Origin of the sequence: Marinobacterium rhizophilum (genome assembly GCF_024397915.1) — a bacterium.
Taxonomy (GTDB): Bacteria; Pseudomonadota; Gammaproteobacteria; order Pseudomonadales; family Balneatricaceae; genus Marinobacterium_A; species Marinobacterium_A rhizophilum_A.
In genome coordinates this window covers 462,913-485,823 of the sequence record NZ_CP073347.1, presented here as the reverse complement: position 1 = coordinate 485,823, position 22,911 = coordinate 462,913, and the positions used below count along the sequence as shown (strand labels likewise).

At 61.7% G+C, this 22,911-nt stretch carries 20 protein-coding genes; 12 read left to right on the top strand and 8 right to left on the bottom strand.

What is annotated here, in order from left to right; genetic code table 11:
* Positions 1 to 8: 8 nt before the first annotated feature.
* Both trmA and KDW95_RS02145 read right to left on the bottom strand, forming a co-directional pair.
* Positions 9 to 1,097, bottom strand: a complete 1,089-nt coding sequence (gene trmA, locus KDW95_RS02150) for a tRNA (uridine(54)-C5)-methyltransferase TrmA (RefSeq protein ID WP_255854600.1) — start codon at positions 1,095 to 1,097, stop codon at positions 9 to 11.
* A gap of 104 nt (positions 1,098 to 1,201) precedes the next feature.
* Positions 1,202 to 2,449 carry an HDOD domain-containing protein gene (locus KDW95_RS02145; protein ID WP_255854599.1) on the bottom strand — a complete coding sequence of 416 codons (1,248 nt, stop codon included), beginning with the start codon at positions 2,447 to 2,449 and terminating at the stop codon, positions 1,202 to 1,204.
* Positions 2,450 to 2,595: 146 nt separating this feature from the next.
* On the opposite strand from KDW95_RS02145, the gene metG reads away from it, so the two are divergent.
* The 7 genes from metG (at position 2,596) to KDW95_RS02110 (ending at position 10,764) form a co-directional block, all read left to right on the top strand.
* Positions 2,596 to 4,644, top strand: coding sequence for a methionine--tRNA ligase (gene metG / locus KDW95_RS02140; protein ID WP_255854597.1), 2,049 nt, complete (start codon positions 2,596 to 2,598; stop codon positions 4,642 to 4,644).
* Positions 4,645 to 4,984: 340 nt separating this feature from the next.
* A complete protein-coding gene (locus tag KDW95_RS02135; RefSeq protein ID WP_255854596.1) occupies positions 4,985 to 5,506 on the top strand; it encodes a rhodanese-like domain-containing protein in 522 nt (173 codons plus the stop codon).
* Between the two features lie 411 nt (positions 5,507 to 5,917).
* Positions 5,918 to 6,931, top strand: coding sequence for an amino acid ABC transporter substrate-binding protein (locus tag KDW95_RS02130; RefSeq protein ID WP_255856462.1), 1,014 nt, complete (start codon positions 5,918 to 5,920; stop codon positions 6,929 to 6,931).
* 143 nt (positions 6,932 to 7,074) lie between these two features.
* A complete protein-coding gene (locus KDW95_RS02125; protein WP_255854595.1) occupies positions 7,075 to 8,283 on the top strand; it encodes an amino acid ABC transporter permease in 1,209 nt (402 codons plus the stop codon).
* 24 nt (positions 8,284 to 8,307) lie between these two features.
* The gene (locus KDW95_RS02120) at positions 8,308 to 9,408 is read left to right on the top strand and encodes an amino acid ABC transporter permease (RefSeq protein WP_255854594.1); all 1,101 of its coding nucleotides are present in this window, start codon (positions 8,308 to 8,310) and stop codon (positions 9,406 to 9,408) included.
* 21 nt (positions 9,409 to 9,429) lie between these two features.
* The gene (locus tag KDW95_RS02115) at positions 9,430 to 10,191 is read left to right on the top strand and encodes an amino acid ABC transporter ATP-binding protein (RefSeq protein ID WP_255854593.1); all 762 of its coding nucleotides are present in this window, start codon (positions 9,430 to 9,432) and stop codon (positions 10,189 to 10,191) included.
* A 231-nt stretch (positions 10,192 to 10,422) separates the two neighbouring features.
* The gene (locus tag KDW95_RS02110) at positions 10,423 to 10,764 is read left to right on the top strand and encodes a HopJ type III effector protein (protein ID WP_255854592.1); all 342 of its coding nucleotides are present in this window, start codon (positions 10,423 to 10,425) and stop codon (positions 10,762 to 10,764) included.
* 41 nt (positions 10,765 to 10,805) lie between these two features.
* On the opposite strand, the gene dinB is transcribed toward KDW95_RS02110, so the two are convergent.
* On the bottom strand, positions 10,806 to 11,825 hold the full coding sequence (dinB, locus tag KDW95_RS02105) for a DNA polymerase IV (RefSeq protein ID WP_255856461.1): 1,020 nt from the start codon (positions 11,823 to 11,825) through the stop codon (positions 10,806 to 10,808).
* 172 nt (positions 11,826 to 11,997) lie between these two features.
* On the opposite strand from dinB, the gene KDW95_RS02100 reads away from it, so the two are divergent.
* The 4 genes from KDW95_RS02100 to KDW95_RS02085 all read left to right on the top strand — a co-directional run bounded on the left by KDW95_RS02100 (position 11,998) and on the right by KDW95_RS02085 (position 15,624).
* A complete protein-coding gene (locus KDW95_RS02100) occupies positions 11,998 to 12,174 on the top strand; it encodes a hypothetical protein (protein WP_255854591.1) in 177 nt (58 codons plus the stop codon).
* Between the two features lie 125 nt (positions 12,175 to 12,299).
* On the top strand, positions 12,300 to 14,114 hold the full coding sequence (locus tag KDW95_RS02095; protein WP_255854590.1) for a GNAT family N-acyltransferase: 1,815 nt from the start codon (positions 12,300 to 12,302) through the stop codon (positions 14,112 to 14,114).
* 56 nt (positions 14,115 to 14,170) lie between these two features.
* A complete protein-coding gene (locus KDW95_RS02090; RefSeq protein WP_255854589.1) occupies positions 14,171 to 14,869 on the top strand; it encodes a VWA domain-containing protein in 699 nt (232 codons plus the stop codon).
* A 29-nt stretch (positions 14,870 to 14,898) separates the two neighbouring features.
* Entirely contained in the window at positions 14,899 to 15,624 is a 726-nt protein-coding gene (locus KDW95_RS02085) for a DnaJ domain-containing protein (protein WP_255854588.1), read from the top strand.
* 81 nt (positions 15,625 to 15,705) lie between these two features.
* Here the strand turns inward: KDW95_RS02085 and cpsG are convergent, their stop codons facing one another.
* The 5 genes from cpsG to KDW95_RS02060 all read right to left on the bottom strand — a co-directional run bounded on the left by cpsG (position 15,706) and on the right by KDW95_RS02060 (position 22,188).
* Positions 15,706 to 17,073, bottom strand: coding sequence for a phosphomannomutase CpsG (cpsG, locus tag KDW95_RS02080; protein ID WP_255854587.1), 1,368 nt, complete (start codon positions 17,071 to 17,073; stop codon positions 15,706 to 15,708).
* A 73-nt stretch (positions 17,074 to 17,146) separates the two neighbouring features.
* Positions 17,147 to 18,424: a UDP binding domain-containing protein gene (locus KDW95_RS02075; RefSeq protein WP_255854585.1), complete on the bottom strand. Its 1,278-nt coding sequence runs from the start codon at positions 18,422 to 18,424 to the stop codon at positions 17,147 to 17,149.
* Between the two features lie 52 nt (positions 18,425 to 18,476).
* Entirely contained in the window at positions 18,477 to 20,135 is a 1,659-nt protein-coding gene (pgi, locus tag KDW95_RS02070) for a glucose-6-phosphate isomerase (RefSeq protein WP_255854584.1), read from the bottom strand.
* 233 nt (positions 20,136 to 20,368) lie between these two features.
* Positions 20,369 to 21,166: a 3'(2'),5'-bisphosphate nucleotidase CysQ gene (cysQ, locus tag KDW95_RS02065; RefSeq protein ID WP_255854583.1), complete on the bottom strand. Its 798-nt coding sequence runs from the start codon at positions 21,164 to 21,166 to the stop codon at positions 20,369 to 20,371.
* Positions 21,167 to 21,228: 62 nt separating this feature from the next.
* Complete coding sequence (locus tag KDW95_RS02060) at positions 21,229 to 22,188, bottom strand: hypothetical protein (protein WP_255854582.1); 960 nt, start codon at positions 22,186 to 22,188, stop codon at positions 21,229 to 21,231.
* 75 nt (positions 22,189 to 22,263) lie between these two features.
* Between KDW95_RS02060 and KDW95_RS02055 the strand changes: the two genes are divergently transcribed.
* A complete protein-coding gene (locus KDW95_RS02055) occupies positions 22,264 to 22,905 on the top strand; it encodes a TetR/AcrR family transcriptional regulator (RefSeq protein ID WP_255854581.1) in 642 nt (213 codons plus the stop codon).
* Positions 22,906 to 22,911 lie beyond the last annotated feature (6 nt).

The window sequence follows — 22,911 nt, the reverse complement described above, 5'->3', positions numbered from 1 at the left end:
GAGCCTGGCTATTTGCGCGTAAGGTAAACGCCGCATTCCAGGTGATGGGTATAGGGGAACTGATCGAAGATGGCGAACCGCTCGATCCGGTGCGTCCGGGTCAGGTCGGCCAGGTTATCCTTCAGCGTATCGGGATTGCACGAAATATAGACGATGTGCTGATACTCGCTGACCTGGGCCACGGTATCGGCATCCAGCCCCGAACGTGGCGGGTCGACCAGCACGGTGGTGAAGTTGCAGCTGGCCAGGTCCAGGTGCGCGGTGCGCCGGGCTTCGCGCTCGCCCTTGAGCACCTGGGAAAAGTCCTCCGATGACATCCGCACCACGTCAATATTGTCGATACCGTTCTCGGCAATATTGAATTCCGCAGCACGCACCGACACCTTGGCAATTTCGGTCGCCACCACGCGGCCAAAGTTCTGCGCCAGCGGCAGGGTAAAGTTGCCATTGCCGCAATACAGTTCCACCAGGTCGCCGCCGGCCCCGTCGGTCACATCCAGCGCCCAGCCGATCATCGACCGGCACACCTCTGCATTCGGCTGGGTAAAGCAGTTTTCCACCTGTTTGTAGCGGTACTCGCGGCCATTAATGTCCAGCCGCTCGATCACATGGTCCCGTCCCAGCTCCTTCTTGCTCTTGCGCGAGCGGCCGATAATCTCGATACCGAACTGTTCGGCCAGGGCCCGGGCCGCGGTTTCCCATTCATCTTCAATCGGACGATGGTACAGCAGGGTCACCAGCAGCTCGCCGGACAGGGTGCTGAGAAAGTCGATCTGAAACAGGCGAAAACGCAAGGCAGGATCCGCCTTGATCACCTCCAGCATCGGGAACATGACATCATGAATGCGTTTTGACACCATCGGACAGCTGTCCAGGCGCAGCGGCACCTTCTTGTTGCCCGGTTCGAACATCACATAGTACAGATCATCCCCGTCGTGCCAGACCCGAAACTCGGCCCGCATCCGGTAGTGCTGTGGCGGCGAGGGGAAAACCTCCACCTGCGGCAACGCGAAAGCCGCGAAGTCCGCGCGCACGGCGTTGCATTTTTCATCCAGCAGCGCCTCGTAGAGGGTCGGATCAACGTTGGGTAATGCCATCTTGGGGAATATCCGGGGTCTGTCGGGAAAGCGCGGCATTCTACCAGCCCTGCCGCCGCCATCAAAGCGCTCGCGCCGGCACTGGGCATCCCGCTTACCGCGCGTTAACGCGCCGCTGTCGAGGGCTCGAGCTTGAGACGGTATTCATTGGCCATCATCTGCCAGCGCGGCAGATTCTTCTCGATACCCAGGCGTTCCAGGTAGGCGAGCGACAGCTTGCACGACAGGTCCGCACCAGGCCCGTTCGCCAGCGCCGGCAGCAGGGCGTCGGCCAGGTGCAGCGCACTCAAAGGCTCAAAGCGGGGACTGGGCGATGCAGTCGGAAAATGATGCAGCAGCACGGCTTCAACCACACTGAACGGCAGGTTCCACAGACCCAGAAGATAGGCGGCCGCCTCGGCGTGGGTCAGCCCCAGGCGCATTTTCTCCATGGCATACATGGGCTGGCCCATACGTACCGACTCATGCATCAGGTCCTGGTAGGCGCCCGGATTCTTGTTGGCCAGCACCGAGATACCGAAATCATGCAACAGCCCGGCCAGAAACGCCTGCCCCTGCTGATTGCGATCAAGGCCCGCATCGGTACCGATTTGCTGAGCCAGCCGTGCCACCAGCATGGAGCGCTGGTGCAGCCTGGAAAACGAAAACGCGGTCCAGGCATCCTGCTGACGGTAGCGGCTGAACAGGTGGGTCGCCAGCAGCAGATCCCGAATCATGCGCACGCCGATAATGGTGACCGCCTCGTCAATGCGGCTGATCTGGCGCCGCAGACCGAACAGGGCCGAGTTGACCAGCTGCATGATCTTGACCGCGATGGCCGGATCCTGCTCGATAATCTTGGCGATGCTCCTGGCATCGGACACATCGGAGCTCAGCGCCTCGTTCAACGCACGGTACACCGTCGGCAGCGTGGGCAAACGCCCCAGGCCGCTGACGTAGTCACGAACGGCCGACTTGTTGACCAGCCCCTCAATCTTGAGGGCATATTCGATGGCAGCCGTGAGCTGTGCCCCGGTAGTGCTGTCGGGCAGGGTCTGATGGGCCACTTCCAGTGCCCGCGCGGAGCTGGCGGGGGTCAAGTGTCCACTGATCAGGATGCGGACGATGCCCGGGTGCTGCTCGGCGATCTGCTTGAGCAGGCCCAGCGCCCGGTACGGCTGTTGATAGGCCGCCACGATCAGCACCTGGGTATCGTAGTACTTCATGCGCGACAGAACTTCAGACTCGTCATCCAGGCAGAGCACATCCCAGCCGGCATGCTGGTCCACCTCGTGGGCGGCGCCGCGATGACTGAGCTTGGAGTCACAGAACAAGATCCTGCAGATTTGGCCGCCGCTGGGTACCGCGCTCATTCAACGTCCCTCTGGGAGCAGGGTTACCCACTCTTTTTAGTCGCAAAAACGCCCCCTGTCGACCGCGGATCGGTTCATATGCCGGGCCAAACAGCGTAGAATTCCACAACTTTGTTTTCAGTCCACCAGGTTCCATTAGCCGACTTATGACCCAGAATCCGCGCAAGATCCTCGTTACCAGTGCCCTGCCCTACGCCAACGGCCCCATCCACCTGGGTCACCTGGTGGAATACATCCAGACCGATATTTGGGTGCGTTTCCAGAAGCAGCGCGGCCATCAGTGCACCTATGTCTGTGCCGATGACGCCCACGGCACCCCCATCATGCTCAAGGCCGATCAGCTGGGTATCAGCCCGCAAGAGCTGATCGAAAAGGTCAGCACCGAGCACCAGCGCGACTTTGCCGGCTTCATGGTGGGCTTTGACAACTACTATTCCACCCATTCGCCGGAAAACCGCGATTTTGCCGCGCTGATCTACCAGCGCCTGAACGATGCCGGCCATATCGCCCGCCGTACCATCACCCAGGCGTTCGATCCCGAAAAGCAGATGTTCCTGCCGGACCGTTTCGTCAAGGGCGAGTGCCCCAAGTGTGGCGCCGCCGACCAGTACGGTGATTCCTGCGAAGCCTGTGGCGCAACCTACAGCCCCATTGAGCTGAAGAACGCCTACTCGGCGGTATCCGGCGCCAAACCGATCGAGAAGGACTCCGAGCACTTCTTCTTCAAGCTTGGCGACTTTGAACAGTTCCTGCGCACCTGGGTGGATGCGCATGTGCAGGAACAGATGATTCACAAGCTCAACGAATGGTTCGAGTCCGGCCTGCAGCAGTGGGATATCTCCCGCGATGCACCCTACTGGGGCTTCGAGATCCCCGATGCGCCGGGCAAGTATTTCTACGTCTGGCTCGACGCCCCTATCGGCTACATGGCCAGTTTCAAGAACTGGTGCGACAAGAACGGCGTCGACTTCGACGACTACTGGGGTGAGTCCTCCGATGCCGAGCTGTACCACTTTATCGGCAAGGACATCGCCTACTTCCACACCCTGTTCTGGCCCGCCATGCTGGAAGGTGCCGGCTTTCGCAAGCCCAATGGCGTCTTCTGCCACGGTTTCCTGACCGTCAACGGCCAGAAGATGTCCAAGTCCCGCGGCACCTTTATCATGGCCGAGAGCTACCTCAAGTACCTGCGCCCCGAATACCTGCGCTACTACTTCGCCGCCAAGCTGAGCTCGGGCATCGACGATATCGACCTGAGCCTGGATGATTTTCGCATGCGCGTGAACGCCGACCTGGTCAACAAGGTCGTCAATATCGCCTCGCGTTGCGCCGGCTTCATCGCCAAGAAATTCGACGGCCAGCTCGGCGCCAGCCTCGTTCAGCCGGAACTCTACGACGATGCGGTCAAGCTGGGCGAGACCATTGCCGACGCCTACGAAAAGCGCGAATACGCCCGCGCCATGCGTGAAATCATGCACATCGCCGACAGGGCCAACCAGTACATCGATGCCGCCGAACCCTGGGTGCTGGCCAAGCAGCCGGAGCGGGCGCAGGACGTACAGGACAGCTGCACCCTGGGGATTAACCTGTTCCGCGTGATCCTCAGCTACCTGGCGCCGATCCTGCCCCAGGTCGCCGAAGAAGCCGCCGAGTTCCTGAACATCGACGGTTTCGCCTGGGATAATATCCAGACGCCGCTGCTGGGCCACCGCATCAACAAGTTCAAGCCGCTGATGCAGCGGGTCGAACCTGAAGCCATCGACAAGATGGTTGAAGACTCGAAACAGTCGATGCCGGCACCGGCACCGGCACCTGCCGTGAAGGCGCCAGCAGCGCATCAAAGCCCGCTGGCGGCCGAGCCGGTGGCCGACACCATCGAGTTTCCCGACTTTGCCAAGGTTGACCTGCGTATCGCCAGGATCGCCAGGGCCGAACATGTGGAAGGTGCCGACAAGCTGCTGCGCCTGACACTGGACCTGGGCGGCGAAACCCGCAATGTCTTTGCCGGCATCAAGTCCGCCTATTCGCCCGAACAACTGGAAGGCAAGCTCACCGTCATGGTGGCAAACCTGGCGCCGCGCAAGATGAAGTTCGGCCTGTCTGAAGGCATGGTGCTGGCCGCAGGCCCGGGTGGCCAGGATCTCTGGATCCTGGAACCCCACGAAGGCGCTCAGCCCGGCATGCGAATCAAGTAAACCTCCCCTGGCCTGCTCCGCCAACCACAGGTTGCGGAGCAGGCCGCCTGGGCCTCCCACTGCGCCCTCTGCTGCCCCCCTGTCGATCCCCCTCAATTGCCAGCCCACGCCCGTCACGGCTCGCAGATGCCTGCGATACAGCCAAGCCGCCTGGCTGTGCGGGAATATTTTCTGTAAATCCCGCGTCACCCGGTCGGAAAATGTCCGTTGCAAAATGCGAATTTTCGCGATGTGCAACGCATTTTCAGCACTGATACAGCGCTCAACCCTGATTAAAACGCAACTTGCTTATTTAGCAAATACTAATATACTGGCGCCTATCTTCAGCCGGAGCGCCGCCATGAATGCCTCAATCACGACCCTTAGCGCGGCAGACTTTGCCCTGCGTCAGCGCACCGAAGACTGCACCGTACTGGACGTGCGCAGCGGCAACGAATATCGCCAGCACCACCTGCCCGGCAGCCTGCACATGGCGCTGCACGAACTGGAGCAGCAGGCCGACCGGATAGCTCAACTGGCACCCACAGAGCCGATTTACCTGCTGTGCCAGAGCGGTGCTCGCGCCAGAACCGCTGCTGCCCAGCTATGCCGGACCCACCACAACCCGCTGGTCATCATCGAGGGCGGCCTGAACGCGCTGCGCGCTGGCGAGACACCAGCGGCAGCGACCCAGATCAGCCTGGAACGCCAGGTGCGCATCCTGGCTGGCGCCCTGGTGCTGCTGGGGGTGCTGCTGGGCACGCTGGTCACGCCGCTGGGTTACGGTCTCTCGGCTTTTGTGGGTGCCGGCCTGATCTTTGCCGGCGCAACAAACCGGTGCACGCTCGCCCTGCTGCTGGCCCGCATGCCCTGGAATCGCTAGGGCGGTGCCTCTAGCGTCGGGACAGAAACCTGGCACTGACAGTGACAGTGCTGATTGCCAGGTAGGCTGTGGGTCTCTGCGAAAACCATGCAGAAGGCTCCATGTCCCCCAGATCGCTGATACCGCGTTTTACTGGCACGCCATTGTCACCGGGCCAGTTGCCGTCGCCTCGCATCATTCTTTGCTGGCGGTTCTTGTACAGACAAAAAAACATGGTCTATCGTTAGCTCGATTCGATCTATAAATTTCGGCGGCACCGGAGGGGCACGCCGCGTGACAAAGGTAGCTCAGTCAATTTGTGGCGCGCTTTTTGCTGATTCACAAGGATGTAACGCTATCACTGGATAGCGCCAGATATTCCACAGACCAGAATAAGAATTTCATGTCAGATCTCAGGAGGATCAGTCCATGATGAAGAAAACCCTCGCAACAGCCATAGTCATGACCACCGCTATCTCGGGGTTGGCTGCGGCGGAAGGTACGCTGGAAGCCGTCAAGGCCCGCGGCGTATTGCAATGTGGCGTGACCAGCGGCGTGCCGGGATTTTCCGTCCCGGATGAACAGGGTAACTGGAAAGGACTCGATGTCGATGTGTGCCGCAGTGTCGCCGCCGCGACCCTGGGCGATGCCAGCAAAGTAAAATACATTCCCCTCACCGCCAAGGAGCGTTTCACCGCGCTGCAGTCCGGCGAGATCGACGTACTCTCGCGTGTAACCACCTGGACCCAGACCCGCGACACCCAGCTGGGCCTGAACTTCACCGGCGTCACCTATTACGATGGCCAGGGCTTTCTGGTCAAGAAGGAACTCGGCCTGACCAGCGTCAAGGAACTGGATGGCGCCACCGTCTGCGTACAGTCAGGTACCACCACGGAGCTGAACCTGTCCGACTACTTCCGTGCCAACGGCCTGACCTTCACGCCGGTGGTGTTTGATACCAATGAGCAGGCGGCTACCAGCTTTGACACTGGCCGTTGTGACTCCTTCACCACCGACCTGTCCCAAGCCTACGGCCTGCGTACCCGCATGAGTGATCCGGATGCCGTGGTGGCACTGCCGGAAGTCATTTCCAAGGAACCGCTGGGACCGGTGGTTCGCCAGGGTGACGACCAGTGGTTCAATGTCGTGAAGTGGTCGCTCTACGCCATGCTTAACGCCGAAGAACTCGGTGTCACCTCGGCCAACGTCGACGAGATGAAGTCCAGCGAGAACCCCAACATCAAGCGTCTGCTGGGCATTGATGGCCCCAAGGGCAAGGGGCTGGACATCGCTGATGACTGGTCTTACCAGATCATCAAGCAGGTCGGCAACTATGCCGAGGCCTTTGATCGCAACGTCGGCAAGGACTCGGCGCTGAAAATCGACCGCGGCATCAACGCGCTCTGGAATCAGGGAGGTTTCCAGTACGCACCGCCGATGCGTTAACCATACTGCAGACACGCCGGGCCCTCGCGCCCGGCACTGAAGGTCACCGGCGCCCGCGGCGCCGGCCCTTGAACCGTATCGGTGCCTGAGCCCGCTGGTGTTGCGCCAAGCACAATGCCAGCCGGGCTACCACGGAGGACACTATGTCCGAAGACAAATCCAAGGCCGACAAGCCGGACAGCTTGCGTGCCCCCGGCGGCGAAACCCGCTTCTGGAACGACCCCGCCAAGCGCGCGCTGGTCTTCCAGGCTTTACTGCTCGGCCTGATCGGCTATTTTCTCTTTTCCATTGTCAACAACACCCTCCACAACCTCGAAACCCGCGGCATTACCACCGGCTTTGGCTTTCTGACCGAAGAAGCCGGCTTCAGCATTCCCCTTTCCCTGGTCGAATACACCGCCGCCGACAGCTATGGCCGTACCTTCGTGGTCGGTTTGCTCAACACCATACTGGTGTCTGTGCTGGGCATTATCGCGGCAACACTGCTGGGATTCGTGCTCGGCGTTGCACGCCTGTCCCACAACTGGATGATCGCCAAGCTTTCCAGCATCTATATCGAGATTTTTCGTAATATCCCGCTGCTGCTGCAGATTTTTTTCTGGTACTTCGCAGTGCTGCGCTCACTGCCATCCCCCCGCCAGAGCGTCGAGTTTCTCGGCAGCTATCTCAACATACGTGGTCTCTCTGTCCCCCGCCCTGTTGCCGAAGACGGCATGAGCATGGTGTTCTGGGCCCTGGTCGCTGCCATCGTACTGAGCTTCGTGCTGGTGCGCTGGGCCCACCGGCGTCAGGACGCCACCGGGAAGATATTTCCCAGCGGCTGGGCCAGTTTCGGGCTGATCCTGGGGCTGCCGCTGCTCGCCTTCGTGATCATGGGCGCGCCCCTGTCCTTTGACGCACCGCAGCTACGGGGCTTCAACTTCACCGGCGGCATGACGCTCATGCCCGAGCTGGTTGCACTCTGGCTGGCGCTGACCATCTACACCTCGGCCTTTATCGCCGAAACCGTGCGTGGCGGCATTCTTGCGGTCCCCAACGGGCAGCTGGAAGCCGCGTCAGCACTGGGGCTGCCCAAAGCACGCACCCTGCGGCTGATCGTCATTCCCCAGGCCATGCGGGTCATTATCCCGCCGCTCACCAGCCAGTACCTGAACCTGACCAAGAACTCGTCCCTGGCCACCGCCATCGGCTACCCGGATCTGGTGTCCGTGTTCGCCGGCACAACGCTGAACCAGACCGGCCAGGCCATCGAAGTCATCTCCATGACCATGGCGGTTTACCTGGCGCTGAGCCTGCTCACCTCGCTGTTCATGAACTGGTACAACAAGCGCATGGCGCTGGTTGAACGCTAGCCAATCGCCGGAGAGCATCCCTTTATGAAATATGAAATTGAAGCTTCCCTGCCGCCGCCGCCCAATACCGTTGGCGTGATTGGCTGGATGCGGCGCAACCTGTTCGATGGCGCGGTCAATTCCGTCGCCACCCTGGTGATCGGATTTCTCGCCGTCTACTGGCTGATACCGGTTATACAGTGGATGTTTATCGATGCCGACTGGCTTGGCGACAGTCGGGAGGCCTGCACCAGCGGCGGCGCCTGCTGGGTGTTCATAGCCACACGCATGGATCAGTTCCTCTATGGTTTCTACCCCTCCGGGGAGTACTGGCGCCTGAACCTGTCGTTTATCATGCTGGCCCTGCTGACGGCCTGGCTGATGATCCCGAGCCTTGGGCGCAAGGGGCTGGCGACCTTCCTGACCCTGGTGGTCTATCCCATCGTCACCTTCTACCTGCTGACCGGCGGCGCCTTTGGCATGCCGTCGGTAGAGACTCACCTGTGGGGCGGCTTCAGCCTGAACCTGATACTGGCAGTCATCGGCATTGTTGCCGCCATGCCGTTCGGTATTCTGCTGGCGCTGGGCCGGCGCTCCGAAATGCCCATCGTGCGCTCGCTATCGGTGGTCTATATCGAGATCTGGCGTGGCGTGCCACTGATTACCGTACTCTTCATGGCCTCGGTCATGCTGCCGCTGTTCTTTCCCGAGGACATCAGCTTCGACAAACTGCTGCGGGCCATGATCGGCATCATCCTGTTCCAGTCGGCCTATATGGCGGAAGTCGTGCGTGGTGGCCTGCAGGCGATTCCCAAGGGTCAGTATGAAGCCGCCGACGCACTGGGCCTGAGCTACTGGAAGAAAATGATCCTGATCATTCTGCCCCAGGCGCTCAAGCTGATGATTCCCGGCATCGTCAACACCTTTATCGCCCTGTTCAAGGACACCAGCCTGGTGGTCATTATTGGCCTGTTTGACCTGCTGGCGATTGTGCAGGCGGCAAGCAACGACCCGGACTGGATCGGCTATGCCACCGAAGGCTATATCTTTATCGCCCTGATGTTCTGGGTCTTCTGCTTTGGCATGTCCCGTTACAGCCAGCATCTCGAACAGCTGCTGCATACCGGTCATGGCGGCCGTAACTAATACGCTTGGAGACGAATTACCATGACTGAACCACACATCAAGCAGGCTGGCCTGGCCGTCGAGCTACGCAACCTCAACAAGTGGTACGGCGATTTTCATGTACTGAAAAATATCAACCTGGAGGTGCAGAAAGGCGAGCGTATCGTCATTTGCGGCCCATCCGGCTCCGGCAAGTCCACCATGATCCGCTGCATCAACCGGCTGGAAGAGCACCAGCAGGGCGACATCATCGTCAATGGCGTGCAGCTGACCGAGGACCTGAAAAAAATCGAGAATATCCGCCGTGACGTCGGCATGGTATTCCAGCATTTCAACCTGTTCCCTCACCTCACTGTGCTCGAAAACTGCGCACTGGCGCCTATCTGGGTCAACAAGGAGTCACGCAAGGCAGCCGAGGTCAACGCCATGAAGTACCTCGAGCGCGTACGCATCCCCGAACAGGCAAAGAAATTCCCCGGGCAACTGTCCGGCGGTCAGCAGCAGCGCGTGGCCATTGCCCGCAGCCTGTGCATGAATCCCGATGTCATGCTGTTCGATGAACCCACCTCGGCGCTGGACCCGGAGATGATCAAGGAAGTGCTGGATGTCATGATCGAACTGGCCCAGGAGGGCATGACCATGCTCTGCGTGACCCACGAAATGGGCTTTGCCAAAACCGTGGCCAACCGCGTGATTTTCATGGACGCCGGGCAGATTATCGAGGAAAACAACCCCCATGAGTTCTTCGACAATCCGCAGCATGAAAGGACCCAGCTGTTTCTGAGCCAGATTCTGCAGCATTGAGTTCAAGTCTTATCAAAGGAGCCTGTCCGCCCGCCCGTTCAATGCACAGCATCGCAGTGCGTTTAACGGGCATCACCTTACCAGTCCCGATCCCCGGCACAACAGCCCGCACTAGCCGCTGCAGCCCGCGCATTTCGATCGAGCCCGCAGGTTATCTGCCCACGCCTCAGGCTTTACCCTCGCGGGAACAAATGTTAGAAACCCTGTTTGCCAATTTATGGAGCCGCAGCAATGGATCTGGATACATTTCTCAGCAAGATCGGGCAGGACGACAGCCTGGATTTCAAACACTGCATGGAGGTCATTCAGGCCCACTATGATTACCAGGCCACCGGCTTCACCAATGGTACGGTGCGCAACGAAGCCGGGCAGAACGAAGGCAGCTGCAAGATTTTTTCCTTTGCCAAGCTCAACGGCCTGGATGAAGCCCGGACACTGGCCTGCTTTGGCAACTTCTACCTTGATGTAGTGAAGTCCCCCCAGGGTACCGATCACGCGAATATCCGCGCCTTTATGGCCAGCGGCTGGGACGGCGTGGCGTTTGATAGCGACGCCCTGACCCGCAAGGGCTGAGCCTCGGCGCCACTCAATCAGCCACGAACCCGGCGCAGAACTCAGAACAGCGCCAGCTGATCAGGCTGGCTGCTGTCTGTCTGCTCGCTGAGACGATAGCCGACACCGATCAGCCGTACCGGCCGGTTGCCGCGGCCAAACGCCTCCTGTAACAGCCGCGCGTACAGGCCGCTATCCGGCGCCTGGCTGGACGATGCCCGGGTCGCCTGTTCAACAGTGGTCTGACTGAAATCATGGAACTTCAGCTTGACCACGGCGCCCGCAATATCCGCCGGGCGTGACAGCCTGGCATAGCGCCCTGCAAGGGAGTCCAGCAGCACAGGCAGTGCATTGATACAGGCCGCCAGGTCCGGCAGATCCTCAGCATAGGTGTGCTCGACGCTCACGGACTTGCGCTCGCGGCTGATGCGCACCGGCCGCTCATCCTGGCCCCAGGCCAGCTCCCACAGGCGCTGACCAAAGCGCCCGAAGCGGCTGACCAGTACCGCCTCACCCTGCGCCCGAAGATCCGCGCAGCTGTGCACCCCCATGCGTTCGAGTTTCTGGGCGGTTTTGGCACCCACGCCGTGCAACCGCTTGACCGGCAACGCCTTCACAAAGGCTTCCACCTGCTCGGGGCGCAGCACGAAAAGGCCGTCGGGCTTGTTCCAGTCACTGGCGACCTTGGCCAGAAACTTGTTCGGCGCCACACCGGCCGACACCCGGATGCCGACCTCGTCGAAGACACGCTGGCGGATTTCCTCCGCCACCAGGGTCGCGCTGCCCCGGCAGCGCTGTGTTCCGGTCACGTCCAGGTAGGCCTCGTCCAGGGACAGCGGTTCAATCAGCTGCGCATAGTCGGCGTAAATCGCCATGATACGGGCAGAGACCTCACGGTATTTTTCCATATTGCCACGCACGACCTTAAGCTCCGGACAGAGCGCCAGGGCCCTGGCCGTGGACATGGCGGAATGGATACCAAAGGCCCGCGCCTCGTAATTGCAGGTGGCCACGACGCCGCGCTGATCGGCGCGCCCACCCACCGCCAGGGGGATACCGCGCAATGTCGGATTGTCGCGCATTTCCACCGCGGCATAGAAACAGTCGCAGTCGCAATGAATGATTTTTCGATCCACGTTGAGGTCTCTGCTGAAATACCGGTGCCCAGGACGCTGGAAACGCCCAATGCAAACTCGTGCCTGGCTGCTAATCTTAACCTGAATCCCCCGCAGCATCCCGGTGACGGAGAGCACAATGACGGACGATGACAAAAACAGCTGGAATGGCAACGAGAAGCGCTCGGGTACGGATCGACGCCAGACGACAGATCGCCGTGACGAAGTGCGCTTCGAACCCGGCAAGCCGGACCGGCGCAAGAATCGCGGCCGGCGCAAAACCGACCAGGACCCCTGGAGCAAGGGAACGGTCTGAGCGGCGCTCGCACCATGCAGTTCCTCTAAGTCTGCCCCGGGCTGTCACCGTCCTGTCATCATACATTCAAGCCAGAGTCACAGTGCGGCCATAGAGTGGGAGTCCTTCGCCAGAGGACACCCCTGATGCAGCTGAACGTCGAACAGGTCGTTACCCAGAAGTTTCCCGCCTTTGTTGCCAAGCCAGCACCGGTAAAACGCTCCACCCTGTTCTGCCTGCGCCGCCTGGTGCGCGAGCGGGAGATTAACCACTTCCTCACCGAGCACAGCGCCAGTACGGGCTTCGAATTTATCGACAGGGTTCTGGACCACTTCAATTTCAGCTATTCCCTGAGTCATCAGCACCGCATGAATATCCCGGCCACCGGCCGCGTCCTGATCGTGGCTAACCATCCGCTGGGCGCGCTCGACGGCCTTGCGCTGCTCAAACTGGTAGGGGAAATACGCCGCGATGTGCGTATCGTTGCCAATGACGTGCTGTCCAGCGTCGACCCGCTGCAGTCACTGCTGCTGCCCGTGGACACCCTTGGCAAGGCAACCCGCAAGCGGGACATCAGCCGCATCACCCAGGCCCTGCAGGACGACCAGGCGGTGATCGTGTTCCCCGCCGGCGAAGTATCCCGCGCCGGCCTGACCGGCATCCGCGACGGTAAATGGAACAGCGGTTTCCTGCACTTTGCCCGCAAGGCCAATGCTCCTGTTCTGCCCGTCTTCGTGGGCGGCAAGAACTCATCGCTGTTCTACAGCATCTCGGCGCTCAACCGCTCGCTCTCGACCCTGCTGCTGCCACGCGAGATGTTCAACAAGCGGTCGGTCACTATCGATGTGCGTATCGGCGAACCCATCGCGTTCAGCCAGATCGATGCCCTGCCGCTGTCTAGCCGCGAAAAGGCACGCATCCTGAAAAAACACCTCTACCGCATTGCCCGCAACAAGTCACCGCTGTTCATTACCGAAAGGACCATTGATCACCCGCAGGATCGCAGCAGCCTCAAGCGGGAGCTCAAGGCCTCTGAGCTGCTGGGGGAAACCGCGGACGGCAAGAAAATCTACCTGTTCGACTACCGCCCGGACTCCGCCGTCATGCGTGAAGTGGGGCGCCTGCGCGAGGTTGCCTTTCGCAGCGTTGGCGAGGGTACCGGCGAAAAACGGGACCTGGACCGTTATGACCGCCACTACCGCCACCTGATCCTGTGGGACGAGGACGACCTCGAAATTGCCGGTGCCTACCGGCTGGCGGAAACATCCGGCCTTGGCAACAACGACAGCAGCCTCTACAGTGCCAGCCTGTTTCGCTACAACGACGCCATGGAGCCGATACTTGCCCGCGGTATCGAACTGGGCCGCAGCTTCGTGCAGCCGCGTTACTGGGGGCGTCGCAGCCTGGACTACCTCTGGTACGGTATTGGTGCCTACCTGCGACGCCACCCTGACATTCGCTACCTGTTCGGTCCGGTCAGCCTGAGCAACAGCTACCCCAAAGCTGCACGGGACCTGATCGTCTGGTTCTACAGTCACTATTTTGCCGATAGCGCCAACCTTGCCCGCTCCCTGAGCCCCTTCACCATAGACGCCGCGAGCCGTGAGCACCTCGGCCAGCTGTTCAGTGGCACCGACTACAAGACCGACTTTTGCGTACTTAAGGAGCAACTGGAATTCATGGGTGTATCGGTACCGACCCTGTACAAGCAGTACAGCGATGTCTGTGAAGACGGCGGCGTGCGTTTCCTCGATTTCGGTGTCGATGCGGCCTTCAACTACTGTGTCGACGGCCTGGTACTGGTGGACCTGGATTACCTCAAGCCTCGCAAGCGCGAGCGCTACCTGGGCCAGGCGACAGCCGCCCCTCTGTCTACCAAGCCGGCGAGCCCAGCCAGGCCCAGCCAGGCCACAGCACAGCGTCGCCTGACCGAAACCCGGCCGGGCTACGTCAACTTTTAGCCACCCGCGCACTCCAACGCTGTATTCTCCTATACTGAGCGAAAAAGGAGTGCGCCATGGGTGACGATACAAAATCCCTCAGCCAACGCTCTAGCCACCGGGAAATCGACCAGTTCTTGAACCGGCTGGCCAAGGTTCCATCCGGCGGCGGCGGCCGGCTGGTGTTCGCCCTGGATGCCACCGCCAGTCGCGAACCGACCTGGGACCATGCCTGCCAGCTGCAGAGTGAAATGTTCGAACAGACCCGCAGCCTCGGCGGGCTCTCCGTCCAGTTATGCTACTATCGCGGCTACCGCGAGTTTCATGCCACGGACTGGCTATGCAATACCGACCGCCTGATGCATCAGATGAATGCCGTGCGCTGCCTCGGCGGCCACACCCAGATTGCCAGGCTGCTCACCCATGTCCGCAGCGAGACCCGCCTGAAGAAGGTGCAGGCGGCGATTTTTATCGGCGACTGCGTGGAAGAGCCCGTGGACGATCTCTGTGCACTTGCCGGCGAACTGGGCCTGCTGCAGGTGCCCGTCTTTATCTTCCACGAAGGCAACGACAGCACGGCAGAGCGGGCCTTCAGGCACATCAGCCAGCTGACAGGCGGTGCCTATTGCCAGTTCGATCAGCACAGTCCACAGTTAATGCGCGAGCTGCTGGGCGCCATCGCCGTGTACGCCTCCGGCGGGCACCGGGCGCTGGAGGATTTCAGCCAGGGCAAGAGCGCGGCACTGCTACGCCTCACCAGGCAGCTTCGAAACTAGAACCCAACCGGACACACAAGAGGTAAGCGTTGAACCCCTTCGGCCTGATTATTCTGAGTGCGGTTGCCCTGGCGGGCATGCTGTGGATCCAGTCTCGCCCGCCCCAGCTGCGCGAGCGCGCCAAGTGGCAGCTGGTCATCATTCTGAGCGCCCTGTTCCTGCTCTACCTGAGCGTCACGGGGCGGTTGCACTGGCTCGGCGCCCTGATGGCGGTCCTGCTGCCATTCAGTCGGCGGCTGATACCACTGTTGCGCTACCTGCCATTTCTGCACCAGCTGTACCGGCGACGCCAGCAGCAACAGCCCCGCGGTGGCAACCGCTCGCGCGTGCAAAGCGCCATTCTGGAAATGAGCCTGGACCACGACACCGGTGCCATGCACGGTACCGTGCTGCAGGGTCCGTTGAGCGGCCAGACGCTGGACGGCCTGAGCGAAACCCAGTTCATCGAACTGCTGCAGTATTGCCGCGAACATGACCAGGAATCGACCCAGCTACTGGAGGCCTATCTCGACAAGCGTTTTGGCGACAGCTGGCGTGAGGACGACCCCGGTGCCGGCAAGGACAGCCATACCAACCAGGCAGGGCCTCTGAGCGAAGCTGAAGCCTACGACATTCTCGGCCTCGAACCCGGCGCCAGCGAAAGCGACGTTATCAGCGCCCACCGCCGCCTGATCCAAAAGCTCCACCCCGACCGGGGCGGCAGCAACTACCTGGCCGCACGCATCAACGAAGCAAAAGACCGCCTGCTCAGCTAAGCAGGCGGTCTTGAGTATCCATCACCTTGCTACTGCCGGCCGACACCGGCAACAGCCGGGGCGTCGGCACCGCAGCTATCCCTAGCGCAGCAGCAGCTCGAGTATTTCCGCGGTCTTTTCCTGCATCAGCGCCTGGTCGGCACGACTCTCCACGTTAAGGCGCACCACCGGCTCGGTATTGGAGCTGCGAAGATTAAAGCGCCACTGTGCAAACTCGATGCTGATGCCGTCGGTCTCGTCCACCGACAGCGCCTGGGGCTCGTAGGCCGCACGCACGCGCGCAATGGCAGCAACCGGATCCGCCAGCTTGCTGTTGATCTCGCCGGAGCTCGGGAAGGCCGCGATACGCTCGGCCACGAGTTCGGACAGAGGCTGTCCCTTGTTGCTCAGCAGCTCCGCCACCAGCAGCCAGGGAATCATGCCGCTGTCGCAGTAGGCAAAGTCACGGAAGTAGTGGTGGGCACTCATTTCGCCGCCGTAGACCGCATCTTCAAGCCGCATGCGCTCCTTGATAAAGGCGTGACCGGTTTTGGACAGCACCGGCACACCGCCGGCGCTTTCCACCAGATCGATGGTGTTCCAGGTCAGGCGCGGATCATGAATAACGCGGGCGCCGGACTGCTTGTGCAGGAAGGCCTCGGCCAGCAGGCCGACGATGTAGTAACCCTCGATGAACTGGCCATTTTCGTCGAACAGGAAGCAGCGGTCGAAATCGCCGTCCCAGGCAATCCCCATGTCGGCGCCCTCGGCGATCACGACATCGGCGGTCTGGGCACGGTTTTCCGGCAGAATCGGGTTGGGGATACCGTTGGGGAAACTGGCGTCCGGCGCATGGTGCACCTTGATAAATTCAATCGGTGCGCCCGCAGCCTGCAGCTGGCGTTCAATGGCATCCAGCGCGGGACCGGCGGCACCGTTGCCGGCATTGACCACCAGTTTGAGCGGTTTCAACGCCGTGACATCGATATAGGACAGCATCTTCGCGGCATAGGCATCCTTGAGATCCAGCTGGCTGTAGTCGCCCCGTTTCGCAGGCGCCGCCGGCCAGTCCTGCGCTTCGGCCATAAGCTGCATTTCCTTGAGGCCGGTATCTCCCGAGATGGGCCGGCTGCCCTCGCGCACCAGCTTGAGGCCGTTGTAGTCGATCGGGTTATGGGACGCGGTCACTTCGACACCCCCATCCAGACCCAGGTGCACGGTGGCGAAATAGATTTCCTCGGTACCGACCATGCCGATATCGACCACATCCACACCGCCATCCTGCAGGCCGCGCGACAATGCCATTTTCAGGGCTTCCGATGTTTCACGGATATCACCGCCCACCACCACCGAGCGCGGTGCAAACTGCTGCGCAAAGGCGCGCCCGATACGGTACACCACGTCTTCGTTCAGCTCGTCGCCCAGGCGACCCCGGATGTCATACGCCTTGAAACAGGTCAGTTTTGTCACGTTCAAACCCCAGCCATTTATCGAAAAAAAATAATCAATGCCGCGCGAACCCACGGGCGGCAGAGCCGTGCTGTCAGAGACGGCCAATGCCGTAATAATCGAACCCCTGCGCCCTGATCTGCGCCGGATCGTAGATGTTACGTCCGTCCACCAGGACCCTGGCCCGCAGCAGCTGCGCCAGTCGGGTAAAGTCCGGTGACCAGTACTCGGGCCACTCGGTCAGCAGCAGCAGTGCGTCGGCACCCTCTGCCGCTTCGTACTTGTCGGCGCAGTACGCCAGCTGCGCATCCTCGCCATAGTGTGCGCGCACCTCGCACAGCGCCTCGGGATCATGCAGGCGCACCTGCACCCCCTGGGCCCGCAGTGCATCGATAATGCGCAGCGCCGGGGCATTGTCGATGTTCGCCACCCCGGGCTTGAAGGCCAGTCCCCAGAGCGCCACTGTCTTGCCACTGAGGTCACAGGCGTAGTGCTGCCAGAGCTTGCGAAACGGCAGCTCCATCTGGCGCTGGTTTTCGGCCAGCACCGTGTCCAGCAGGGTGGACCTGCGCTTCTCGCTGAACAGCCCGGCCAGGCCCTCGATATACTGGGTGAAGTGCTGGCCGCCAAAGCCACAGCCCGGCGCCAGATAGTGCCGCCCGATACGCTCGTCCGACCCCATGCCCTGGCGTACCACCTCGATATCGACGTTCAGCAGGTCCGCGAGATTGGCCAGCTCGTTAATGTATCCCAGGCGCAGTGCCAGCATACCGGTGATGGCGAACTTGGAAAATTCAGCCTCGCGCCGGGTCATCAGCTGCACACTCTGCACGCCACCGGAAAACGGCCGCAACAGGGCCTTGAGTTGCGCCAGCGCCGCGCTGTCTTCACAGCCGACCAGCAACTGTTCCGGTCGGCCGAACTGTTCCAGCGCGCGCCCCTGCTGCAGGGTGTCGGGCAGGCAGAGTACCGCCTGGCCGGCGTCCTGATCCAGCAAGGCCTGCAGCCGATCACTGGCGCCGATGCCGAAGTTGCTCTGGTTGACCAGCAGCAGCGGTGCCTTGCCGCGCTCTGCCAGGCGCTGCACCAGTGCAACAGCCTGATCCTCTTCATCCGGCGCCATGGCCAGCCAGTGAATGTCCGCCTCGAGGCACTGCGATTCGGGCCCGGCCTGCAGGCGGCGCTGCGCAACCGCCCCTTGCAGCAGAGTCATCAGGCCAGGTTCGGCCCGCACGCTGCTCTGGCCAGGCTGCACTGCCCCGCCCGCCGCAGCGCCGTCTTCTGCCCGCACGGACACATCATTGCCAAACGCCGCCAGCTGCGCCACGGCCACCCAGGCGGCGAGTTCATCGCCCCAGACTGCAATCTTCATTTATCCGCTTCCATCCGTTGTAGCACCCTGCTCCATGCCCACAAAAATCGCTTCATGCATTATTCCCCCGGCGTGCGCCAATGGCGGCCAGGAGCCCATTGGTGGCCTGATCAAAGTCCGCCCGCGGATGATCGCCGCGATCGAGCACGTCCAGCAGCTGGGTGGCCATCGTCTTGCCCAGCTCCACACCCCACTGGTCAAACGGGTTGATGCCCCAGATCACCGACTGCACGAATACCTTGTGCTCGTACAGCGCGATCAGCCCGCCCAGCGCCCGTGGAGTCAGCTCATCCAGCAGAATCACCGTGCTCGGCTGATTGCCGCGGTAACGCTGCCAGGGCTTGGAGTCGTCCTGGTCGGTCCCCAGCGCGGCATCGCCCAGCGCCAGTACCCGGGCCTGGGCCAGGCAGTTGGCCAGTGCCAGCTGGTGCTGACGCTGCAGGGTTTCGCGTTGGCCGGTATAACGCCGCGCCGAAACCACAAAATCGCACATCACGGGCTCGGTACCCTGGTGCAACAGCTGATAGAAGGCGTGCTGCGCATTGGGGCCCACTTCGCCCCAGAGCACCGGGCAGGTGCGGCGCGTACTGGCCTGGCCATCACGCCGTACACTCTTGCCGTTGCTCTCCATTTCCAGCTGTTCGAGGTAGGCCGGCAAGTGGGCCAGGCGACCGTCGTAGGGCAGGATCGCATGGGCGTGAATATCCAGAAAGTTGATGTTCCAGATCCCGGTCATCGCCAGCAGGACCGGCAGGTTCTGCTCAAGCGGCGCGCGCCTGAAGTGCTCATCCATCCCGTGGGCGCCGGCCAGCAACTGCCGGAAATTGTCGATGCCAACCTTCAGGGCAATGGGCAGGCCGATGGTCGACCACAGCGAATAGCGCCCGCCGGTCCAGTCCCAGAAGTGCAACTGACGAGCCGGCGGGATGCCCCACTGACGGGCTTTCTCGGGCGATGCCGTCACCGCGATAAAGTGCCGACTCACCAGCACCTCGTCCGGCACATCGCTGGCGTCCTGCAGCCAGCGCCGGGCAGTGGCCGCGTTGGCCAGCGTATCAATGGTTGTGAACGACTTGGACGAAACGATAAAGAGCGTGGTGGCCGGGTTCAGCTGCTCCAGCAGTGCGGCCAGCTGGCTGCCGTCCATCGACGACACAAAGTGCACTTCGATGCTCTCGGCCTGCTCCGGCTCGAACTCGTCCAGCGCCTTGCAGGCCATCATGGGGCCAAGATCCGAGCCGCCCACACCGATGTTCACCACCGTATCGATCGGCTCCCCGGTGTAGCCGCGCCACTGGCCATGGTGCAGCAGGTCCACCATCTGGGCCATGCGCTCAAGGTTGGCATGTACCTTGGGTACGACATCCTCGCCGTCCACCTCCAGCGTTGCGCTGGCCGGCAGGCGCAGGGCCGTGTGCAAGGCCGCACGCTGTTCGGTGTTGTTGACCGCCTCGCCCTGGAACAGGGCCTCTATCCAGCCCGGCAAATCGCAGGCCCGCGCCAGGCCGACCAGGTTGTCGACCGTCTGCGGCAACAGGCGCTGACGGGACAGATCCAGCAACAGGCCTTCGTGGGTAAAGTGAAGGGATTCGAAACGACCGGAATCCGCCAGAAGGTCTTTCAGGTGGCGGGATTTCAGCTCGGCGGCGTGGGACTCCAGCACCTGCCAGGCAGTATCACTGTTCAACAATGACTCCTCAGGGCTACGCATGTGCCCGCTATTTGATAACCATAAACCGTTGCCGCCAGGCCCAGACCTCGAGAGGCTGCCCGGCAGGCGACAAGACAGACGCGGTGCCTGCTCCCTGTAATATCACCATTGCTTCTCAGCCATTGGCATGACAGCCCGATGGTTTTCCACCACCGGCAAAACAGTCAATGCAAGGCGCGGGCCAATGATACCTGTCGTACCGGGCAGCGGAAACAGCTGTTTGAACAGCTCGCCTACTCGCTCAGCGACGGCCAGTGCATGTCGCTGCGACCGTGCACCACGAAATACGGATTGAGCAGGTGCTCTGTGTCCGCATAGCACAGGGCGGTGCCGTCGAGCCCGATAACCGCGCCCCCGGCCTGCTCCACCACCGCCTGGGCGGCGGCGGTATCCCACAGGCAGGTGGGCCCCAGGCGCGGATAAACATCGGCGCGACCTTCGGCCACCAGGCAGAGCTTGAGTGAACTGCCGATCGCCTCGAGCTCACAGCAGCCCAGCCGGGACAGCCAGCGCGCGGTGGCCTCACTGGCATGGGAGCGGCTGCCAACCACCTTCCAGGGCGTACCCGAACAGTGTTCAGCCACGGCGATGGGGCGACGCACGCCCGCGGCGTCCTGCTTGAACGCCCCCAGCCCCCGAGCACCCAGATAGGCCAGGCCCTGCACCGGCACCCAGACGACACCCAGTACCGCCCGGCCCCGCTCGATCAGGGCGATGTTGACGGTAAATTCACCATTGCGTTTGATGAATTCCCGGGTGCCATCCAGTGGATCAACCAGCCAGTAACGCCCCGCGGCATCGGCTCCGGCAAAGCTCGCGGTATCTTCCTCCGACAGAATCGGCACGGCCGGCGTCAGCGCAGCGAGCCGGGCTGTGATCAGGCCATGGGCCGCACTGTCAGCCTCCGTCAGGGGTGACTTGTCCGCCTTGTGGGTCACGCCAAAGTCGCGCTGGTACACCGCCATGATCACGCCGGCAGCCTCCCGGGCGATGCATTCAATCTGGTCGAGCAGGGTTTCGGTCAGTTCCATGAAGGCTCCGTTTTCGTCATCGCATCGGTGCAAGAAGCATTGTGTGGTCACTGCATCCGGGGCTAGTCCGGCGAGAGCCGCAAACCCACAACGCCGTATTCCGGCACCCGTCCCTCCAGCACCAGGGTGCCATCGGGCTGGCGGCGAAACAGGCGCAGCTGCTGCTCACTTTCGCCATCTCGCTGCATCAGGTGCAGCATCAGCTTGCCCGTGGGCATCCAGCGCCAGCTGCCGTCGCGGCGCACCGGCTCGGCACCATCGTGGTAATCCTCGCTCAGGCTGGCGGCGCCCTCTGCACTCAATTCAAGCACCGTGGTGCGCGCAGGCCCTTCACCGGACACCAGAACCCGTGAATAGCGTCCCGCCAGGGCCGTGCGGGTCAGATCACCGTAGCGACCGCAGCCCTGATAGTTGCGCCCGTCCAGGCGCATGTTCACGCTCAGGCCATACCAGACGCCCGAGGCATCCTCGCAACCGGACTCGCGCAGGCGCAGGTCAACGTCGCGCGCCTTGCCATCCGGCGTCTGCAGGCGGCCTTCCCAGCGCAGATCGCCGCGTCTGCTTGATGTCTGGGTCACGCTGAAGATAAACCGCATCCGCCGGCTCTGGTCCCGCACATCAAGACGGTCGCCGGACAGGTCCGCCGCCCAGTCAGGTGCAAAGCCTGCGGCTCGCAGGCGGATACCATCGAGTTCCGCGGCACAGGCACGGCTATCGCCACCCACCAGCAGCAGGTTCCCCACCTCGCCCGCCGTGCTTGCCCTGAGTTCCATATAGAGTGGCAACCCGGGCAGGACCGCCTGCGCCTGGTAACGTTCTGCCAGCAGGCCCAGCGGGTCGCTGAGCACCTGGCGACGGCGCGAGTAACAGGGCTGAATCACCCAGCGATCCCCGTCCGGAGATACTTCGCCACGGTAAAAAAGTTGCTCGTTGTCCGCCCCGGGCCGCGGCTGCAGCGCACAGCCGGCAACAAAAGCCAGCGCCACCAGGAGACAGGCTCGGCCTGCCCGTAAAATACGCATATTAAATGTTACTTTCAGGTTGAATGTTCCACGAGGTAACCGATAATAGCCGCATTTGATGTGGAGAAACTACCCATGGCCAGACCGGTTGAATTTGTTCGCGCCGAGGTTGTCACGTCTGCGATGAACGTATTCTGGTATTCCGGTTACAGCGCGACCTCCATCAACACCCTGCTCCAGGCAACCAACCTGAAACCCGGTTCGCTATACGGCGCCTTTCACAGCAAGCGTGGCCTCTTTCTCGAGATCATCGATACCTACGCCGCCGACCGCCTGGCGCGCATCGATAGCGTTATCCACAGTGCCGCCAGTCCACTGCAGGCCATTGCAACCCTGCTTGGGCGCCTCAAGCAGGAACTGGTCGAGGACAGAGACGGCCGCGGCTGCCTGATGATCAACAGCCTGCTGGAGCTGGGCTCCCAGGACGATGAAATACGCGAGCGCATCAACGCCTACCTGAATCGTGTCGAGCAGCGCTATACAGCCACCTTGCAGCGCGCCATGGACGACGGCGAACTGCACAGTCACAGCTGCGCCTCCGAGCTGGGACAGTTTTTGATGAACGGTATCTGGGGACTGCGCGTACTGAGCAAAAAGCGGCCCCAGCCCGCCGCATACGACAGCATCATCCATCAGCTACTGCAGGCGCTGGCCGCACCGGCCACCGGCCTTGCATCGGGCACTGCCACTGGGCAAACTGGGGTCCTGCTGTCCTGACAGCTG

Excerpts from the sequence above, each read along its gene's own strand:
- KDW95_RS02095 (WP_255854590.1), top strand. The coding sequence starts at position 12,300 with ATGCAGCTGAACGTCGAACAGGTCGTTACCCAGAAGTTTCCCGCCTTT.
- KDW95_RS02120 (WP_255854594.1), top strand. The coding sequence starts at position 8,308 with ATGAAATATGAAATTGAAGCTTCCCTGCCGCCGCCGCCCAATACCGTT.
- cysQ (WP_255854583.1), bottom strand. The coding sequence starts at position 21,166 with ATGGAACTGACCGAAACCCTGCTCGACCAGATTGAATGCATCGCCCGG.
- trmA (WP_255854600.1), bottom strand. The coding sequence starts at position 1,097 with ATGGCATTACCCAACGTTGATCCGACCCTCTACGAGGCGCTGCTGGAT.
- KDW95_RS02075 (WP_255854585.1), bottom strand. The coding sequence starts at position 18,424 with ATGAAGATTGCAGTCTGGGGCGATGAACTCGCCGCCTGGGTGGCCGTG.
- KDW95_RS02090 (WP_255854589.1), top strand. The coding sequence starts at position 14,171 with ATGGGTGACGATACAAAATCCCTCAGCCAACGCTCTAGCCACCGGGAA.
- KDW95_RS02100 (WP_255854591.1), top strand. The coding sequence starts at position 11,998 with ATGACGGACGATGACAAAAACAGCTGGAATGGCAACGAGAAGCGCTCG.
- pgi (WP_255854584.1), bottom strand. The coding sequence starts at position 20,135 with ATGCGTAGCCCTGAGGAGTCATTGTTGAACAGTGATACTGCCTGGCAG.
- dinB (WP_255856461.1), bottom strand. The coding sequence starts at position 11,825 with ATGCGCGACAATCCGACATTGCGCGGTATCCCCCTGGCGGTGGGTGGG.
- metG (WP_255854597.1), top strand. The coding sequence starts at position 2,596 with ATGACCCAGAATCCGCGCAAGATCCTCGTTACCAGTGCCCTGCCCTAC.
- KDW95_RS02125 (WP_255854595.1), top strand. The coding sequence starts at position 7,075 with ATGTCCGAAGACAAATCCAAGGCCGACAAGCCGGACAGCTTGCGTGCC.
- KDW95_RS02130 (WP_255856462.1), top strand. The coding sequence starts at position 5,918 with ATGAAGAAAACCCTCGCAACAGCCATAGTCATGACCACCGCTATCTCG.
- KDW95_RS02110 (WP_255854592.1), top strand. The coding sequence starts at position 10,423 with ATGGATCTGGATACATTTCTCAGCAAGATCGGGCAGGACGACAGCCTG.
- KDW95_RS02055 (WP_255854581.1), top strand. The coding sequence starts at position 22,264 with ATGGCCAGACCGGTTGAATTTGTTCGCGCCGAGGTTGTCACGTCTGCG.
- KDW95_RS02145 (WP_255854599.1), bottom strand. The coding sequence starts at position 2,449 with ATGAGCGCGGTACCCAGCGGCGGCCAAATCTGCAGGATCTTGTTCTGT.
- KDW95_RS02060 (WP_255854582.1), bottom strand. The coding sequence starts at position 22,188 with ATGCGTATTTTACGGGCAGGCCGAGCCTGTCTCCTGGTGGCGCTGGCT.
- KDW95_RS02115 (WP_255854593.1), top strand. The coding sequence starts at position 9,430 with ATGACTGAACCACACATCAAGCAGGCTGGCCTGGCCGTCGAGCTACGC.
- KDW95_RS02135 (WP_255854596.1), top strand. The coding sequence starts at position 4,985 with ATGAATGCCTCAATCACGACCCTTAGCGCGGCAGACTTTGCCCTGCGT.